Annotated in this window: 15 protein-coding genes; 5 read left to right on the top strand and 10 right to left on the bottom strand. The window is 70.2% G+C overall.

Annotation, left to right across the window (positions count from 1 at the left end; translation table 11 throughout):
- Nucleotides 1-70 precede the first annotated feature (70 nt).
- The gene (locus tag MPPM_RS17620) at nucleotides 71-1279 is read right to left on the bottom strand and encodes an acetyl-CoA C-acetyltransferase (protein ID WP_096486172.1); all 1209 of its coding nucleotides are present in this window, start codon (nucleotides 1277-1279) and stop codon (nucleotides 71-73) included.
- Nucleotides 1280-1468: 189 nt separating this feature from the next.
- Nucleotides 1469-3259: an acyl-CoA dehydrogenase C-terminal domain-containing protein gene (locus tag MPPM_RS17630; protein WP_096487900.1), complete on the bottom strand. Its 1791-nt coding sequence runs from the start codon at nucleotides 3257-3259 to the stop codon at nucleotides 1469-1471.
- 390 nt (nucleotides 3260-3649) lie between these two features.
- Here MPPM_RS17630 and MPPM_RS17635 point away from each other — a divergent pair, with 390 nt between their 5' ends.
- Entirely contained in the window at nucleotides 3650-6937 is a 3288-nt protein-coding gene (locus tag MPPM_RS17635) for an SEL1-like repeat protein (RefSeq protein WP_096486174.1), read from the top strand.
- A 413-nt stretch (nucleotides 6938-7350) separates the two neighbouring features.
- Nucleotides 7351-7677 carry a hypothetical protein gene (locus MPPM_RS17640; RefSeq protein ID WP_096486175.1) on the top strand — a complete coding sequence of 109 codons (327 nt, stop codon included), beginning with the start codon at nucleotides 7351-7353 and terminating at the stop codon, nucleotides 7675-7677.
- A gap of 173 nt (nucleotides 7678-7850) precedes the next feature.
- Here the strand turns inward: MPPM_RS17640 and MPPM_RS17645 are convergent, their stop codons facing one another.
- Nucleotides 7851-8795, bottom strand: a complete 945-nt coding sequence (locus MPPM_RS17645; RefSeq protein WP_096486176.1) for an alginate O-acetyltransferase AlgX-related protein — start codon at nucleotides 8793-8795, stop codon at nucleotides 7851-7853.
- Nucleotides 8796-8931: 136 nt separating this feature from the next.
- On the opposite strand from MPPM_RS17645, the gene MPPM_RS17650 reads away from it, so the two are divergent.
- The 3 genes from MPPM_RS17650 (at nucleotide 8932) to MPPM_RS17660 (ending at nucleotide 11630) form a co-directional block, all read left to right on the top strand.
- Nucleotides 8932-9450 (top strand): 2'-5' RNA ligase family protein, encoded by a 519-nt coding sequence (locus MPPM_RS17650; protein ID WP_096486177.1) that lies wholly within the window; start codon nucleotides 8932-8934, stop codon nucleotides 9448-9450.
- Nucleotides 9447-10250: a phosphatase PAP2 family protein gene (locus MPPM_RS17655; RefSeq protein WP_096486178.1), complete on the top strand. Its 804-nt coding sequence runs from the start codon at nucleotides 9447-9449 to the stop codon at nucleotides 10248-10250. Before MPPM_RS17650 ends, MPPM_RS17655 begins: the two co-directional genes overlap by 4 nt.
- A gap of 69 nt (nucleotides 10251-10319) precedes the next feature.
- Nucleotides 10320-11630, top strand: a complete 1311-nt coding sequence (locus MPPM_RS17660; RefSeq protein ID WP_096486179.1) for a Gfo/Idh/MocA family protein — start codon at nucleotides 10320-10322, stop codon at nucleotides 11628-11630.
- A gap of 12 nt (nucleotides 11631-11642) precedes the next feature.
- Here the strand turns inward: MPPM_RS17660 and MPPM_RS28555 are convergent, their stop codons facing one another.
- The 7 genes from MPPM_RS28555 to MPPM_RS17690 all read right to left on the bottom strand — a co-directional run bounded on the left by MPPM_RS28555 (nucleotide 11643) and on the right by MPPM_RS17690 (nucleotide 17290).
- Nucleotides 11643-11789 (bottom strand): hypothetical protein, encoded by a 147-nt coding sequence (locus tag MPPM_RS28555; protein WP_012455316.1) that lies wholly within the window; start codon nucleotides 11787-11789, stop codon nucleotides 11643-11645.
- A 77-nt stretch (nucleotides 11790-11866) separates the two neighbouring features.
- A complete protein-coding gene (locus tag MPPM_RS17665) occupies nucleotides 11867-13162 on the bottom strand; it encodes a M16 family metallopeptidase (protein WP_096486180.1) in 1296 nt (431 codons plus the stop codon).
- Nucleotides 13163-13168: 6 nt separating this feature from the next.
- A complete protein-coding gene (gene thrC, locus MPPM_RS17670) occupies nucleotides 13169-14581 on the bottom strand; it encodes a threonine synthase (RefSeq protein WP_096486181.1) in 1413 nt (470 codons plus the stop codon).
- A gap of 84 nt (nucleotides 14582-14665) precedes the next feature.
- The gene (locus MPPM_RS17675) at nucleotides 14666-15091 is read right to left on the bottom strand and encodes a DUF4864 domain-containing protein (RefSeq protein WP_096486182.1); all 426 of its coding nucleotides are present in this window, start codon (nucleotides 15089-15091) and stop codon (nucleotides 14666-14668) included.
- An 83-nt stretch (nucleotides 15092-15174) separates the two neighbouring features.
- Nucleotides 15175-15945 carry an SURF1 family protein gene (locus MPPM_RS17680; RefSeq protein ID WP_096486183.1) on the bottom strand — a complete coding sequence of 257 codons (771 nt, stop codon included), beginning with the start codon at nucleotides 15943-15945 and terminating at the stop codon, nucleotides 15175-15177.
- Nucleotides 15945-16319: a DUF983 domain-containing protein gene (locus MPPM_RS17685; RefSeq protein WP_096487901.1), complete on the bottom strand. Its 375-nt coding sequence runs from the start codon at nucleotides 16317-16319 to the stop codon at nucleotides 15945-15947. The genes MPPM_RS17680 and MPPM_RS17685 overlap by 1 nt, the downstream gene beginning before the upstream one ends.
- Before the next feature lie 119 nt (nucleotides 16320-16438).
- Nucleotides 16439-17290 (bottom strand): cytochrome c oxidase subunit 3, encoded by an 852-nt coding sequence (locus MPPM_RS17690; protein ID WP_096486184.1) that lies wholly within the window; start codon nucleotides 17288-17290, stop codon nucleotides 16439-16441.
- Nucleotides 17291-17293 lie beyond the last annotated feature (3 nt).

Below are 17293 nucleotides of genomic sequence, written 5' to 3' on the forward strand. Positions count from 1 at the left end.
GTGGGAGGCCCTTAGCAGCGTTTGACGGCGGATGGCAGGGCAGGGCGGCGGCCTGCGCCGCCCGGCTCGATCACACCCGCTCGATGATCGTCGCGGTGCCCATGCCGGCGCCGATGCACAGCGTGACGAGCGCCCGCTCCTTGCCGGTGCGCTCCAGTTCGTCGAGCACGGTCCCGAGGATCATCGCCCCGGTGGCGCCGAGCGGATGGCCCATGGCGATGGCGCCGCCGTTGACGTTCACCTGCGCCGGATCGAGGTCGAACGCCTGGTGGAAACGCAGGACCACCGAGGCGAAGGCCTCGTTGATCTCGAACAGGTCGATGTCGGACAGGTTCATCCCGGCCCGCGCCAGCACCTTCCGGGTCACGTCGACGGGGCCGGTCAGCATCAGCGCCGGATCGGAGCCGATATTGGCGAAGGCCCGGATGCGGGCCCGCGGCCGCAGGCCGGCCCGATCACCCGCCTCGCGCGAACCGATCAGCACGGCGGCCGCGCCGTCCACGATGCCCGAGGAATTTCCGGCGTGGTGGACGTGATCCACCGCCTCGACATCCGGATGGGCATCGACGGCGACGGCGTCGAAGCCGCCCATCTGGCCCATCTGCACGAAGGAGGGCTTGAGGCTCGCCAGAGACTGCATGTCGGTCGACGGCCGCATGTGTTCGTCGCGGTCGAGCAGGGTGATGCCGTTGATGTCCTTGACCGGCACGACCGAGTTCCGGAACAGGCCCTCGTCCCACGACTTGGCCGAGCGCTTCTGCGACTCGACGGCGTAGGCGTCGCAATCGTCGCGGCTGAAGCCGTATTTGGTGGCGATGAGGTCGGCCGAGACGCCCTGCGGCATGAAGTAGGATTTGACCGCGATCGCCGGATCGACCGGCCAGGCGCCGCCGGAGGCGCCGAGGCCGACGCGGCTCATCGATTCGACGCCGCCACCGACGGTGAGGTCGTGCTGGCCGGCCATGACCTGCGCGGCGGCGAAGTTGATGGCGTCCAACCCCGAGGCGCAGAAGCGGTTGATCTGCACGCCGGGCACGTGGTTGCCGTAATCGGCCACGAGCGCGGCGGCGCGGGCGATGTCGCCGCCGGCCTCGCCGACCGGATCGACGCAGCCGAGCACCACGTCGTCGACCTGACGGGTGTCGAGCTCGTTGCGGTCCTTGAGGGCGCGCAGCGCCGTCTCGGCCAGGCGGAGCGCCGTCACCTCGTGCAGCGAACCGTCGGGCTTGCCGCGGCCGCGGGGCGTGCGGACGTGATCGTAGATGTAGGCCTCGGGCATCTCAGCGCTTCCTCGTGTCCTTCATCGCCGCCGGGTCAACCCTCCCTTCTCTGCGGGGGAGGGTGCCCGCTTCAGCGGGCGGGAGAGGGGCCGGCTCAGGTTTGTCCGGAAACGGCGCTCCCCTCACCCGCCCCCCTTCGGGGGCCACCCTCTCCCGCGGAGCGGAGAGGGTTCAGGTGTCGCGATTGCTTAGAACGCCTCGGCCGGCAGCGCCATGGTGGTCTCGGCGCCGGCCTTGATCCGCGCGAGGCGAAGGCCCGTCTCCGGCAGCATCCGCTCCATGAAGAAGCGGCCGAGGACGAGCTTGGCGTCCATCCGCTCGACGTCGGAGCCCTCCGCCTTCCGCGCCAGCGCGGCCTTGGCGATCCTGCCCCACATGTAGCCGAGCACGACGTTGCCCAGCAGGTGCATCAGGTCGGTGGCCCCGGCACCCGCATTGTCGGGCTTCGAGAAGGCGTTCTGCATCAGCCACATCACCGCGGCCTGGAGGTCGTTCAGCGCCGGCTGGAGCGGGGCGGTGAAGGGCTTCATCGCCTCGTCCTCGCCGTGGTCCTTGATGAAGGTCTGCACCTCGGTGAGGAAGGCCATCATCGCCCGGCCGCCGTCCTTGGGCAGCTTGCGTCCGATCAGGTCCATCGCCTGGATGCCGTTGGCGCCCTCGTAGATCATGGCGATGCGGGCATCGCGCACGAACTGCGACATGCCCCATTCCTCGACATAGCCGTGGCCGCCGAACATCTGCTGGGCCTCGACCGCGTTGGCGAAGCCCCGGTCGGTCAGCACACCCTTCACCACCGGGGTCATCAGGCCGAGCATGTCCTCGGCCGCCTGCCGCTGGGCGGCGTCCTGCGAGCGGTGGGCGATGTCGGAATTGAGCGCCGTCCAGAGGATCAGCGCGCGTCCCGCCTCGTTGAAGGCGCGGATCTGCATCAGGGTGCGGCGCACGTCCGGGTGGACGATGATCGGATCGGCGGCCTTCTCGGGCGCCTTGGCACCGGTCAGCGCCCGGCCCTGGAGCCGCTCGCGGGCGTAAGTCACCGCGTTCTGGTAGGCGACCTCGGATTGGCCGAGCCCCTGCACGCCGACGGCCAGCCGCGCCTCGTTCATCATCACGAACATCGCGGCCAGCCCGCGATTCTCTTCGCCCACGAGCCAGCCCCTGGCGCCGTCGTAGTTCATCACGCAGGTGGCGTTGCCGTGGATGCCCATCTTGTGCTCGAGCGAGCCGCAGGACACCGCGTTGCGCGCGCCCAGCGAGCCGTCGGCGTTCACGAGGAACTTCGGCACCACGAAGAGCGAGATGCCCTTGGTGCCCGCGGGCGCGCCCTCGATCCGGGCGATGACGAGGTGGACGATGTTCTCCGACAGGTCGTGTTCGCCCGCCGAGATGAAGATCTTGGTGCCGGTGAGGCTGTAGGAGCCGTCGCCGTTCGGGACCGCTTTGGTCTTGAGGAGCCCGAGATCCGTGCCGCAATGCGGCTCGGTGAGGTTCATCGTGCCGGTCCAGGCCCCCTCGACCATCTTGGGCAGGTAGGTCTGCTTCTGCTCCTGCGAGCCATGGACGAGCAGCGCCGCGACCGCGCCCTGGGTGAGGCCGGGATACATGCCGAGGGCGAGGTTGGCGCCCGAGACGAACTCCTGCATCGCCGTGTTGAGCACGTGCGGCAGGCCCTGTCCGCCGAACTCCTCCGGCACCGAGAGGCCCATCCAGCCGCCGGCCGCGTAGGCCTCGTAGGCCGCCTTGAAGCCCTTGGGCGTGGCGACGCTGCCATCCTCGCGGCGGCTGCATCCCTCCTGGTCGCCGGACAGGTTCAGCGGCGCGAAGATCTCGGAGGCGAGCTTGCCGCCTTCGTTGAGCACCGCCTCGACCACGTCCGGCGGCGCCTCGGAGAAGCCGGGCAGATTGTCGTAGCGGTGAAACGCGAGAACGTCGTTGAGGAGGAAAAGGGTGTCCTCAACCGGAGCCCGGTAGCTCGGCATCGCGTCAGCCTCCCGCATCTTTTTCAGGTAACCCGACCGGCTCGTCCGGCTCGGATCCAAGATAGTTCATATGTAAACTATCTCGTCGGCGATCCGCAAGACCCATTTCGGTTGTATCGGCAGAAATCACCTCCCAGGGTACCGGCCCGAATGCCGGCGGCGGCCCGCCAAGCCCCCGAGGCACCGCTCCCTGCGCCCTTTGGGCCACCACGGGCCCCGCCGCCGTGCAGGTCCCGAAAAAGCGCGGCCGAGGGGCGGCCGTCTTAACTGAGCATTTACCAAGATTGGAAAAGGTCGGTCCTGTCCGATCCGCGATCCGCCGCCTCACGCCCCCGCGCGAATCGGTAGCCCGGCGGATGCCGGAAACCGCCGACTTCGGATGTCCGCGAGATGAAACAGTCTGCCCCGATCAGCCTCGACAGCTTCGACCCGGAGGTGCTCGCGGCTGCCCGCGAGGTCGCCCGGCGGGCGGGGGTGCCGCTCGAGAGCTGGATCGCCTCGGTGGCGGCGCCCGAAACGTCGAAGCCGGGACCGAGGCGTCGACGCGCGGACGCGTCGTCGCCGGCCAAGGAGGCCGGCACGGATCAGGCGCGGCAGGTCGGAGGACGGGCGGCGGACAAGGCGGCCGCCCCCCGGAAGGAGGCTTTGCAGCACAAGCGCCGCGACGCATCTGTCGCCGGTCCGGCATCTGAGGATCCCGCCGCGCCGTCGCCGACCGCCTCGCTCGAGGCCTCGATCGGCGCGATGATGCGGCGGCTCGACGCCCTCGACCGGTCGATCAGCGAGGAGCGCGAAGCCTCGAAGGCCGACGCGGCCCGGATGATCGGCGACGTCGAGCGCAAGGTGGGAGAGCTCGCCGGACAGCTCAGCGCTCCCCGGCCGCTCGGCCGGCGCGGGCGCCCGCTCGCCACCGAGGTCCGCGACGCCGTCGCCGAGGTGCGCCGGCGCCAGCGCGAGCTGGAAGAGGGCATCGCCGAGTGGAACGCCGCCGGCGCGGCCGGATCGCAGCGCCGCGGGCCGGAGATATCCGAGATGGGCGTGCTGGCCGCCGGTCTGCAAGCGGATACGGGGCACGGTGAGGAGCCGTCGCTGGCCATCGCCGAGCTGCAGCGCGAGACGAGCCGTCTGCGCGACGTGCTCGGCGGGCTCGCCACCGGCCGCGACGTGGGCGAGCTGGAGCAGACCATGCAGGCCGTCGCCGGGGATCTCCGGCGGGCCCGCGATCCGCAGGAAATCGCCGCCATCGCCGCACCGATCGAGCTGATGCGTGTGCAGGTGGACCGGCTGGCCGGGGACGTGGCCGACAACGTCCATGCCCGCATCGCGGGCGATGTGGAACGCGTGTCCGCGAAGGTCGATGACGTCCTCTCCGGCACCCTGCCGGGTCCGGCGGACCAGAATGCCCTCGACGGCGTGTTCCGCGAACTCGACGAGATCCGCCGCCTCGTGGCGGCACTGGCGGGTCCGGAGCGGATCCAGAGCCTCGCCCAAGGCGTGCAGGCGCTCAGCGCCCAGATCGCGCAGCTCCAGCGGGACGAGGATGCGGGGATCGCCGCCATCAAGCCGCTGCTCGAAGAGATTCGCGGCGAGCTCAGGACGTCCGATCCCGCCCGCGCGCTGCCGCACGAGCTGCTCGGACGGTTCGAAGCGCTGGCCGAGCGGCTCGGCCACGCCGAGGGCGGCCCCGTCGGCGAGCTGATCGAGCGGCTCGAGGCGGTGGCCGAGAAGGTCGATCGCGTCAGCGCGGGCGGCAGCGGGCTCGACGCGCTGGAGCGCCACGTCGTCGCCCTGGCAAGCCGGCTCGACGCGCCGCGCGACACCGACCCGGCCGTGGCGCGCCTCGAACGCGCCATGGGCGACCTCCTCTCTCAGGTCGCGGCCCTGCGCAGCGGCGCCGACGTGGAATCCGCGGTCGAGCGCGCGGTGCGGGAAGCCGTGGCGGGCTCGGCGACCCCGCCCGCGGCGGCCGGCGGCGAAGTCGCGCTGCTGCGCGCCGATCTCGCAGAGCTGCGGGCCAGCCAGAAGGGCTCCGACCAGCGTCTCCAATCGACGATGGAAGGCGTCCAGACGGTGTTGACGCGGCTGAGCGAGCAGCTCGACCGGACCATGACCTCCTCCGCGGCGCTTACCGTCGGCGCTCCGCAGGAGCGCGCGCTCCGTGGGCCGTCCCCCAGCGAGCGCCCCGCTCAGGAGAAGCTCTCCCAGGAGCGTCCCGCCGCTCCGAAGGCGGCTGCCGCGGCGCCGGCCCGCCCGCGCCCGGCGGCGCCGTCCGAGGAGGCCGGCGGGATGGAGGCGAGCCGCCTGTCCGACGAGTTGCTGGAGCCCGGCGCCGGCCGGCCCGCGCCCGGCCGCCCGGCCATGCCGGAGGCCGGCCCGACGGTCGGCAGCACCGACATCAAGACGAGTTTCATCGCCGCCGCGCGCCGCGCCGCGCAGGCGGCCCAGGTGGAGGCCGCGGCGGAGGCCCCGCTGGCGGCGCGGCTGCGCGACAAGGTCACCCCGGCGGCCCGTGCGCCCGGCACCGAGACCGCACCCCTGTCGCGACTTCGCACTGCCCTCGACGGTCGCCGCCGAACGCTGCTTCTCGGCCTCGCCGCCGTCGTCCTGGCACTCGGCGCCTACCAAGCCTTTCTGGCCGGCAAGAGCGCGCCGAGCGACGACACGAACGCCCTCGATGCCCGTCCGGCGGCCGGAACCGCTGCGCCCTCGGACGCTCCGGCGACCCGCAATGCCGAGTCGAGGGCCGAGAACAAGGCCGAGCCGAGCCCGGCCGCTCCCGCTCCCGCTCCCGCTCAGGCATCCGCCGCTCCGGCTCCCGCCGATGCGACGGCCCCGTCCGGAGCCCCGGCGAGCGTGGCCGATCCGGCAACGACGCAATCCCTCGCCGAGCCGAGGGCGGCCAAGCGCGGACTGCCGCCGGTCGCCGGCATGGCCGCGCTCGGAACCGACCTTGCCGGCCTTCCGCCGGCCCTCGCCAAGCTCAAGCAGGATGCGCTCGACGGCGACGGCGCCGCCGTGTGGGAGATCGCCTCACGCCAAGCGGAGGGCCGCGGCGTGACGCGCGATCTCGCGGTCGCGGCCAAGTTCTACGAAAAGCTCGCTCTGGCCGGCTACGCGCCGGCCCAGTTCAAGGTCGGAAACGCCTACGAGAAGGGCTCCGGCCTCACTCGCGATGTCGAGAAGGCGAAGCTCTGGTACGGCCGGGCCGCCGATCAGGGCAATGTTCGGGCGATGCACAATCTGGCCGTCCTCCATGCCGAGAATCCGGCCGCCAACGGCAAGCCCGATTTCACGAACGCGGCGAATGCTTTCCGCCGGGCGGCGGAGCACGGCGTACGCGACAGCCAGTACAATCTGGCCGTGCTCTACGCCCGCGGGCTCGGTGTCGGGCAGGATCTCGTCCAGTCCTATCTCTGGTTCTCCGCCGCCGCAGGGCAGGGGGATCAGGAAGCGGGCCGCAAGCGGGACGAGGTCGCCACGAAGCTCTCGCCGAAGGATCTCGGCGAGGCCAAGGCGCTGGCTGCGGGCTTCCGGGCGAAGACCGCCGATCCGGCCGCGAACGAGGCGCCGTCGCCGAAGGCCACCGCGGCCGCACCGATGTCCCTGATGGGCGCGCCGTCACCGGGCATGCCGAACAGCGCGTTCCAATCGTCGGCTCAGAAGCGCGTCGGGGTTTAGAACCGCCTCGATGCAGCGGGGCCGGCCCCATCCGGTACCACGACACCGCGAGATCGAACAGGCCGCACTCCGGACAGGGGCGCGGCCTGTCTGCGTTTCCGCGTCCGCATCGCGGGTGCGGATCCTCGATGGACCGTCGATGAACCATGGCAGCGCATCGCGATCGGGGCGTTTCAACATCCGACCGCCCGCTCACGATGCCACAGACTCCCGGCTCGGCCCGAAGTACAAACGCACCGCATTCATCATATACGTTCGTGCCGCAAATCTAATCCGCTCCATTTTATAAATATTTGTGCGGATTAAAATTTATCACACGATTGTGTTTAATCACACTTTTATTGCCGTAACTGCATGTTACGTGTGCTCTTGCTTTCAAATTAAGCGGCACTTGAGCAAGAGAGGAGCACAACATGCTGCGCTTCGCATCCGTCGCCACGGCCCTACTGATGGCTTGCGCGACCACGATCACGCCGGTCTCCGCGCAGTCGGCTCGCTCCAAGAAGGGGACCTGGACCGCGCTGCCATCGCAGGTCGTACCGCCCGCGCCGCCGCGCGTCGCCAATGGCGGCTTCGGCGCGCTTCCGCTCGCGGTGGGCGGATCCTCGGGCTACTGCGACATCGTGGTGAAGCGCGGCGGCGGCAATCCGACCCAGGACATGACCGGTTCGATCGGCCACGCGAAGAGCTACCAGGCCACCGGCGGCGGCCCGGCCCGCCAGCGGGTCTGCTCCCGCTAGAGCATCATCCCGAAAGGTGGTTTCCGGCTTTCGAAAAAAGATGATGCAAAAACAAAAGCCGAGCGCATCGTGCTGGATCCGATATCCAGCCCGATGCGCTAAGTCCCGGATCCGGTGAAGATCAGTCCGGCGCCCCTTCCTCAAGGGGCGCCGCAACGCGTCGGACCGCGGCGTCAGACCAGCGGCGCCATCTCCGCCTGGCGCACGGGTTTCTCCATTCCCGACTTCTCGTAGGCCGCGACGTCGAAATCGTCGCTCGGAATGCGCACGAGGAAGCGCTCGGCCATCTCGAACATCAGGATGTCGGGGCGTACCCGCTCGACGTAGTCCCAGTCGATGCTCGACGACCAGACGAAGTGCATCTCGCGAAACGTCTCGGCGAGGAAGCTCGTCAGCATGATCGGCGCGAAATGCGCGTAGGAATCCCCGAACAGCACCAGGGTGCGCGGGTCGGCCTGGGGGGAGGGGTTCCGGTAGATGACGTGGGCGCCGACATGCAGGTCGCCCGCCTTTCCCGCCGCCTCGTAGGACTCGACCAGCGGGCTGGCATAGGCGCGCGACGCGTCGCGATGCACCGCCCAGTTCACCACCGTCTCCCGCGGCCGCTCGGGCAGCTTGTCGCCGAGATCCCACAGACCGTCATGGGGGAAGCGCGGGCGCTCGGCGATGTCGGGTGGAGCCACCGCGCCGCAGGCGCGCAGCAGGGCGCGGTAGCCGATCAGGCAGCCCTCGTAGGTCCAGTGCGAGTCGGTGCGGCGGTAGAGCGGCTCCCCGTCGTCCCGGGCCGCGCGCAGGGGCGCGACGAGATCGACGAAGCCGCTCATCCGGTCGAGGCGCCGTGCGAGGCGGCGGGCCGGCGACAGGCGCGGATCGAAATCGAGGTCGAGGGTGCGGTCGTCGTAGATCGAGAGCTTTTCCGGCACGATGGTGTGGACGTAGCGGATGCCGAGCGCCTGCGCCCGGGCGGCGCGCGCCTCGATCAGCCGGGCCCAGCGGCGCAGGTGCCACCAGCCGGCGAGCGAACGCCGGTATTGCAGAAGCACCCCGTTGGTGCCCCCGATCAGGAACAGCCACCCGTCGCGTCCCCGGTGGATGATCTCTCTGTTCCTGCGGGCCATCCCCGTGTCCTAGACGCCGCAGGGCCGGCTGAACAGCGCAGCCACATCACAGTCCGCCCGCTGGATACCCGACCCCGCCGCACCATCTTGCTCGGATTGCGCCGGGCGACCGGCCCAAGCCCGAGAGTGCGAAGCGTTGCCTGAACCCGCCCCGCTGATCCTGACGCTGCAGATGGACGAGGCGGCCTTCGCCACCTTCGACGGGTTGAGGCGGCGGCACTTCCCCGAGGCGCTGAACCATATCCCCGCCCACGCCACGCTGTTCCACCACCTGCCGGGCGACGATGCGGCGGGTGTGACCGAAACGCTGACGGCGCTCGCTCGCACGCAGAGCGCACCGGATGTCGCGGTGACGGGGGTGCGCTTCACCGGGCGCGGCGTCGCCTACGCGCTGGACTCGGAGGCCTTGTCCGCTTTCCGCGGCCGGGTCGCGGCGGCGTTCCGCGATAGTCTCACGGCCCAGGACCGGCAGGGCTGGCGCCCGCACGTCACCGTGCAGAACAAGGTGGCTCCTGAGACGGCCCGGGCCCTTCACGCCGCGCTCGCACAGGACTTCCGGCCTTCGCACTTCCGCGCACCGGGCGTGCTGCTATGGCGTTACCTCGGCGGCCCGTGGGAGCGGGTCGCGACCATCGCATTCGGGGACGCAGCATGAGACTGCCCGGTATCGCGCGCAGCGGCGGCGGCGCCCTCTGGCGCGGCTCGTCCGCCGTATGGCTGCGGCTCCACCTCAACGAGGTCGGGCCGCTGGTCTCCCTGCTCCTCGTCAGCACTCTCGGCTACGGCTTCTTCGCCCTCGCCCGCGAGGTCGGCGAGGGCTCGACCGCGGCGCTCGACCGCAAGATTTTGCTCTCCCTGCGCAACCCCGCCGATCTGTCCGACCCGCTCGGCCCCGCCTGGCTGGAGGAGGCGATGCGCGACATCACCGGCTGGGGCAGCGTCGTCACCATCGTGTTCCTCACGGCGGCGGCGGTGATCTACCTCGCCCTCGCGGGCCGGCAGCGGGTCGCGGTCTTCGTGCTCGCCGCGGTCGGGGGCGGCGAGGCGGTCTCGACGGTGCTCAAGCTGTTCTACCACCGCCCGCGGCCCGACCTCGTGCCGCACGGCATGGAGGTGTTCACGGCGAGCTTCCCCTCCGGTCACGCGATGATGTCGGCCATCGCCTACCTGACGCTCGCCACGCTGCTCGCCCGCGTCGAGCGGCGGCGCAGCGTCAAGGCGCTGCTGCTGGCGCTCGGCATCGCCATGACGGTCCTGGTCGGGATCAGCCGGGTCTATCTCGGCGTGCACTGGCCGAGCGACGTGCTGGCCGGCTGGTGCGTCGGCGCCGCCTGGGCGGCCCTGTGCTGGTTCGTTGCCCTCCAGCTCCAACGCCGGGGCGAGGTGGAGGACCCCGATCCGACGCCCGCGTCGACCGGCCCCGGCCAGATCAAAGGAACCGCCGCGCAGGGCTGACGCGTTCCGGCCTCGTGATCCGCAAGGCACGTCCTCAGCCCACGTCCTCAGCAAGGCCGGACCCGTTTCATGAGCGATGATCTCCGACTGTCCCGGCGCGTCCTCCTCGCGGGGGGCGCCGGCCTGACCGGCGCGGCCCTCGGCCTCGGCGGCGGCGCGCGGGCCGCGTCCGGCCCGCCGGCTCCATCGGTGCCGGCCGATACCGGCACCCTGCAGGACGGCCGGATCGTGTTTCCGAACTGGCGTGATTCCGGCGATGCGCCGCCCCCGCCGCCGCCCGCGCCGATGCCGCCTTCCGAGCGGGTCGGCTTCGCCGTCGTCGGGCTGGGGCGCCTGAGCCTGGAGGAGATTCTGCCGGCCTTCGGCGAGGCGAAGAAGGCGAAGGTCGTCGCGCTGATGTCGGGCTCGCCGGAGAAGGCGCGTCTCACCGCGGCGCAGTACGGCATTCCGGAGGACGCGATCTACGCCTACGATCAGTGGGACCGGCTCAAGGCCAATCCCGCGGTCAAGGCGGTCTACATCGTCACGCCGAACGGGGTGCATCGGGACAACGTGCTTGCGGCGGCAAATGCCGGCAAGCACGTGCTGTGCGAGAAGCCGATGGCAAACACCTCCGCCGAGGCGCAGGAGATGGTCGAGGCCTGCATGAAGGCCGGCGTCAAGCTGATGATCGCCTATCGCTGCCAGTACGAGCCGTTCAACCGCGAGGTGGTGCGGCTCGCCCGCTCCGGCGAATTCGGGCGGGTAAAGATGGTCGAGGCCTTCAACGGCCAGACCACGGCGCTGCCCGAGCAGTGGCGCCTGCGCAAGGCGCTCGCGGGCGGCGGAGCGCTTCCCGATATCGGCCTCTACTGCCTCAACGGCGTGCGGGCCCTGCTCGGCGAGGAGCCGGTCTCGATCCAGGCGCAGATCGTCACGCCCGAGAACGATCCGCGCTTCAAGGAGGTGGAAGAGAGCGTCGCCTTCACGATGCGCTTCCCCTCCGGCGTGATCGCGCAATGCGGCACCAGCTACGGCGTCCACGAGAGCCGTGAGTTGCGGGTCCACACGACCGGCGGCTCGCTCGATCTGCACAACGCCTTCGCCTATCGCGGCCAGCGCCTCAGCATCGCCCACCGCGAGGGCAGCCACGTCCAGCGCGACGAGCCGGTGCTGACGCACAAGAACCAGTTCGCGCTCGAACTCGACCACATGGCCGAGTGCGTCCTCAAAGACCGCCGTCCCCGCACCCCTGGCGAGGAGGGTCTTCAGGACATGATCCTGATGGAGGCGATCTACGCCGCCGCCCGCTCCGGCCAGCCGGTCACGGTCGGCCCGCTCGCCGGAACGGGGCAGGGGCCGGACGCGACGCGCGGGCCGGCGCTGGAGGATGGAAAGTAGCCGGAGCGCCCGTCACTCCCCCCAGCGCACGAAAACCCCGATGGCGACGATCGCGAGGACGGCGAGCAGCCACGCCTCGCCCACTGTCAGCGCGTAGGCGAGCAGGCCGAAGAAGCCGAGGGCGATGCCGAGCATGGTCGCGACGGCGACAGGATTCATGGCGGGATTTTTTGTTGACGATCGAGCTGCCGACGCCTCTCCAGGCGTCGGGCTTCAAGGCTTGAGATAGAGCGCCGTCAGGCCGCCTGAAGGGCCGTCGTGACGCGCGAGAGCGGCGGCAGCCCCTTGATCGGGCCGATGGCGGCGAGGGTCGGCGCCCCCTGCAGCAGGGTCCGGCCGGCCGCGCGCACGTGCTCAACCTCGACCGCGTCGACCTTGGCGATCAGCTCCTGCGGCGGGATCACCCGGCCCCAGGCGAGAAGCTGGCGGGCGTTGCGCTCGATCCGCCCGCCCGGCGTCTCCAGGGCCGAGAGCAGCGAGAGCTTGAGCTGCGCCTTGGCGCGGGCGAGCTCCGTCGTGTCGAGCCGATCCGCCGCCTCGCGGGTGGTGGCGATGGTGACATCGACGAGTTCGGCGAGATCCGCGCCCGAGGTGCCGGCGCCGATGCCGAACAGACCGCAATCGGTGAAGGGCCAGTGGAAGGCCTGGATGTCGTAGGCGAGGCCGCGGGTCTCGCGCACTTCGTGCCAGAGCCGCGAGGTCAAGCCGCCGCCGAGCACCTGGGAGAACAGGTGCAGCGCGTAGTAGCCGTCGTCGCGAAAGGAGAGGCCCGGCAAGCCGAGCACGAGGTTGGCCTGTTCGAGCCGCTTCTGCATCCGCCGCTCGCCGCCGCCGTAGATCCCGGCCACGACCGGAGGCGCCTCGACGGCTTTCAGGCCGCCGAAATGGCGTTCGGCCGCCGCGACGATCTCGGCATGCTCCACCGCGCCGGCGGCGGCGAGCACCATGCGCTCGGGCACGTATTCGCGGGCGATGTAGGCTTCGATCGCCGCGCGGTCGAAGCTCTGGATCGTCTCGGGTCGTCCGAGGATCGGTCGGCCGATCGGCTGGTCGGGAAAGGCGGTCTCGATGAAGGCGTCGTAGACCACGTCGTCGGGCGTGTCCTCGACCGCGGCGTATTCCTGGAGGATCACGCCCTTCTCGCGGGCGAGTTCGCCGGCATCGAACACCGAGCGGGTCAGGATGTCGCCGAGCACGTCGAGCGCCACGCCCGCATCCTCGCCCAGCACGCGGGCGGTGTAGCTCGTGCTCTCGGTGCTGGTGGCAGCGTTGATCTCGCCGCCGACATTCTCGATGTCCTCGGCAATTTTTCGCGCCGAGCGCGTCGCCGTGCCCTTGAAGGCCATGTGCTCGATCAGGTGGCTGAGCCCGTGCTCGTCCGCCCGCTCGTGCCGCGAGCCCGCCCCGACCCAGACGCCGAGCGTTGCGGTGGCGACGCCGGGAATGGTCTCGGTGGCGACGGTCAGGCCGTTGTCGAGGCGGCTGACGGTGAGGCCCGGCGAGGCGCCGAAGGTCGAGAAGTGCTGGTTCATTTCACCTCAGGCGCCGCGCGTGATGCGGGCATGCTCCGTGATGTAGCGCTCGATCGCGGCCTGATCATTGGCCAGATTCGCCACGGTCTCCGGCCGGGTCATCAGGTCGGCGAGGTGGGGCGGCAGCACCGGGCGCCCGCCGCCGGTCGCCTGCGAGACCGCGTCCGGGAACTTGGCCGGATGGGCCGTGGCGAGCGCCACCACCGGCGTCGCCGGATCCGTCTCGAGGAGCTTTCGGCCGGCGCGCACGCCGATGGCGCTGTGAGGGTCGAGCACCATGCCGGTCTTGCGGTAGGTGCCGGCGATCTCATCCACCACGTCCGGCTCGCGCACGGCGACCGCGTCGAACTCCTCGCGCACGCTGGCCAGCACCTCGGGGCTGAGGCTGAAGCCGCCGGACTGCTTCAGGCCCGCCATCAGGCGTCCGAGCGCCGAGGCGTCCCGATCGAGCGCCTCGAACAGCAGCCGCTCGAAGTTCGACGAGATCTGGATGTCCATCGAGGGCGAGGTGGTGGGCTGCACGCCGCGGGGCTCGTAGGCGCCGTGCTCCAGGGTGCGGGCCAGGATGTCGTTGGCGTTGGTGCCGATCATCAGCCGCTCGATCGGCAGACCCATGCGCTTGGCGACCCAGCCGGCGAGGATGTCGCCGAAGTTGCCGGTCGGCACCGAGAACGAGACCTTGCGATGCGGGGCGCCCAGCGCCACCGCGCTGGTGAAGTAGTAGACGGTCTGCGCCGCGACGCGGGCCCAGTTGATCGAGTTGACGCCGGAGAGCTTGACCGCATCGGCGAAGTCGCCGTGCTGGAACATCGCCTTCACGAGGTTCTGGCAATCGTCGAAATTGCCGTCGACGGCGAGCGCGTGGACGTTGGACGCATTGACCGTCGTCATCTGCCGACGCTGCACCTCCGACACGCGGCCGTGCGGAAAGAGAATGAACACGTCGACCTGATCGAGCCCCTTGAAGGCCTCGACCGCCGCGCTGCCGGTGTCGCCCGAGGTGGCGCCGACGATGGTGGCGCGCGCACCCTTCTGGCGCAGCACGTAATCCATCAGCCGCCCGAGGAGCTGCATCGCCACGTCCTTGAACGCGAGCGTCGGCCCGTGAAACAGCTCCATCAGGAACAGGTTGTCGTCGATCTGCGTCAGCGGGCAGATCGCCGGATGGCGGAAAGTCGAATAGGCGTCCTCGATCATGCGATCGAGGGCCTCATCCGGAATCTCGCCGTCGATGAGCGGGCGCAGCACGCGCTTGGCGACTTCCGCGTAGCGCAGGCCGGCAAAGCCCGCGATCTCGTCACGGCTGAGCTGCGGCCAGCTCTCGGGCACGTAGAGACCGCCGTCGCGGGCGAGGCCGGCGAGCAGCGCATCGGAAAAGCTCAAGGGCGCGGCGGCGCCGCGGGTCGAGACGTGCAGCAAGGATGCCTCCGGGAAGGCGCCCCCTCTACACGATCGATTTCGCCATGTCGAAGCGGAGCCGGACCGGTTTCTGGTCCCGTGACGTTAGACCCGTTCGCCGGGCGCCTTCTTCAACTGACATCCGGTGATGCGCCACTGCCCGTCGGCCTGGCGCTGGAGCGTGTAGAGCGCGACCCAATCGAGGCCAGCCTCGTCCTGAAGGCTCATGCCCTGGGCGATCTCGTCCTCGGCGGTCTCCCGGGCCGTCTCGAAGCGGTAGCTGCGCGGACGCAGGACCGGCGAGTAGCCCTTCGCCACCATGGCGATGAAGGTCTCGGCCGAGGGAAACAGGTTGCGAACCTGCGGCGCGGCCTCGGCATAGGCCGCCGCGGCGTCGTTGCGGCGGAAGGCGTCGATCTGCCGCTCGATGGTGGCGCGGGCGGCCTTGAGGGTGGTGTCGCGGGTCGCGTCGTCGGCTTGGACCGCGAGACCTGTCAGAACGAGGATGAGGAGGCTGGCAACGGTGCGCATCGGGAGGCACTCCGCGGATCCTGCCGCGGGAATCCTTTCCCGCGCGTGACGCCAGGATCCTGGCATCACGCGTGCCAACGCCGTCACCCGGCTTTCGGCTCCGCCGGATCGTGCAATCGCCGCCACGCGAAAACGGAAAAGACGCCGATCAGGCAAGCGGCGATGCCGAACCACGTGAAGGCGTATTGCAGGTGGTTGTTGGGCAGATCGACCCGCAATTGCCCGCCGCGGGGCCAGCCGCCGGGATTGGGCGTCGCGTCCGCCTCGATCAGATAGGGGGCGACGTTCGTCAGACCGCGGGCGGCACCGATGCCGGGAACGTCGCGGGTGAACCACTCACCGCGCTTCGGGTCGGATTCCGGCACGAACAGCCCGCGGGCCTCGCTCGCCCGCAGCATGCCGGTGACCGTCGCCTCGCCGGTGACTTGGCCGGCGGCCCGGTCCTCGGGGCGCTTCAGCTCGGTCGGGATGAAGCCGCGGTTGATCAGGACCGTCGAGCCGTCGTCGCGCTTGAGCGGAGTCAGCACGTAGAAGCCCTGGAGCGCCCGGCCGGGCTCGCCCGGCGCCAGCCCGTGTACGAGGGTCTCCCGGTCGTGGAGGAAGGTGCCCCGCACCCGCACCCTGCTGAACTCGTCGGCCTTGGCGTCCCAGGCGTCGAAGGGGGGAGGGGCGGCCGGCGGCTCGGCGTGCGAGCGCTCGATGATGCGGGCGATCAGCGCCTCCTTCTCGCCCTTGCGGGCGAGTTGCCAGGATCCGAGGCCGAGGAGGATCGCGAGGCAGACCAGGGCCGCCAGCCCCGGTGCCCACAGGCTGCGCAGACGCGCTCGGCGTTCGATTGCGGACAGTGCAGCCACTAGCGGAAACGCCCCTGCTCGGCCTTGTTGACGAATTGCACTGCCGCCAGAACCCCCTTGAGCGGGCGCACCAGGGCCAAGCTCAAGCCGATGGCGAGGCTTCCGGCGACGAGCGCGTGAACCCAGACCGGCGGCTCGTAGGTGAACTCCATCCACAGAGCCGTGCCCGCGACGACGAAGCCGGTGACCGACATCACGAAGAAGGCCGGCCCGTCGGCGGAATCGAAGGCGGAAAAATCCTGGCCGCAGGCTTCGCAGGCCGGCTCGAACGCCAGGAAGCCGCGGAACAGGTGTCCCTCGCCGCAGGCCGGGCAGCGCCCGCGCAGGCCGGTCGCGATCGGGGAGGGAGGCGGGTTCGTGGCGGCTCGGTTCACGGCAAGATCCTCGCTGAGCGCCGGTATGATGCACCGGGCGGCCCGCCGCACGCGAAAAAGGGCGGCTCGCGCCGCCCTTCCGGGTTGCCGCCCGTGCAGGGCGGCCGATGGAGACCGGCTCAGTGAGCGGCGCTGCCGGCACCCCACACGTAGATGGCGGCGAACAGGAACAGCCACACCACGTCGACGAAGTGCCAGTACCAGGCGGCGAACTCGAAGCCGAGATGCTGCTTCGGGGTGAAGTCACCCTGGTAGGTGCGCAGCAGGCAGACGGCGAGGAAGATCGTGCCGATGATGACGTGGGCGCCGTGGAAGCCCGTCGCCATGAAGAAGGTCGCCGAGTAGATCGAGCCCGAGAAGCCGAAATGGGCGTGGGCGTACTCGTAGGCCTGGCAGGCGGTGAACAGCACGCCGAGGATGATGGTGAGCCACAGGCCGTACTTCAGGCCCTTGCGGTCGCCGTGCAGCAGGGCGTGGTGGGCCCAGGTCACGGTGGTGCCCGAAGTGAGCAGGATCAGCGTGTTGAGAAGCGGCAGGTGCCAGGGATCGAACGCCTCGATGCCCTTCGGCGGCCACATGCCGCCGGTGAACTCGACGCGCTGCGGCTGGATCGGATCGGCGGTGTAGAGCGCGGCCTCGAAATAGGCCCAGAACCACGCCACGAAGAACATCACCTCGGAGGCGATGAACATGATCATGCCGTAGCGGTGATGGAGCTGGACGACGCGGGTATGGTCGCCGGAATTGGCCTCGTGGGTGACGTCGCGCCACCAGGACAGCATGGTGTAGAGCACGCCGAGCGTGCCGGCGCCGAACACGTAGGGGCCGATGGCGAGGCCGCCGGCGGAGAGACCCTTCATCCAGAAGACGGCGCCGAAGGCCATCAGGAACCCGGAGAACGCGCCGAGCAAGGGCCACGGGCTCGGATTGATGATGTGGTAGTCGTGGTTCTTGGCGTGCGCCCCGGCCATCGC

Source organism: Methylorubrum populi (assembly GCF_002355515.1).
GTDB classification, from domain to species: domain Bacteria; phylum Pseudomonadota; class Alphaproteobacteria; order Rhizobiales; family Beijerinckiaceae; genus Methylobacterium; species Methylobacterium populi_A.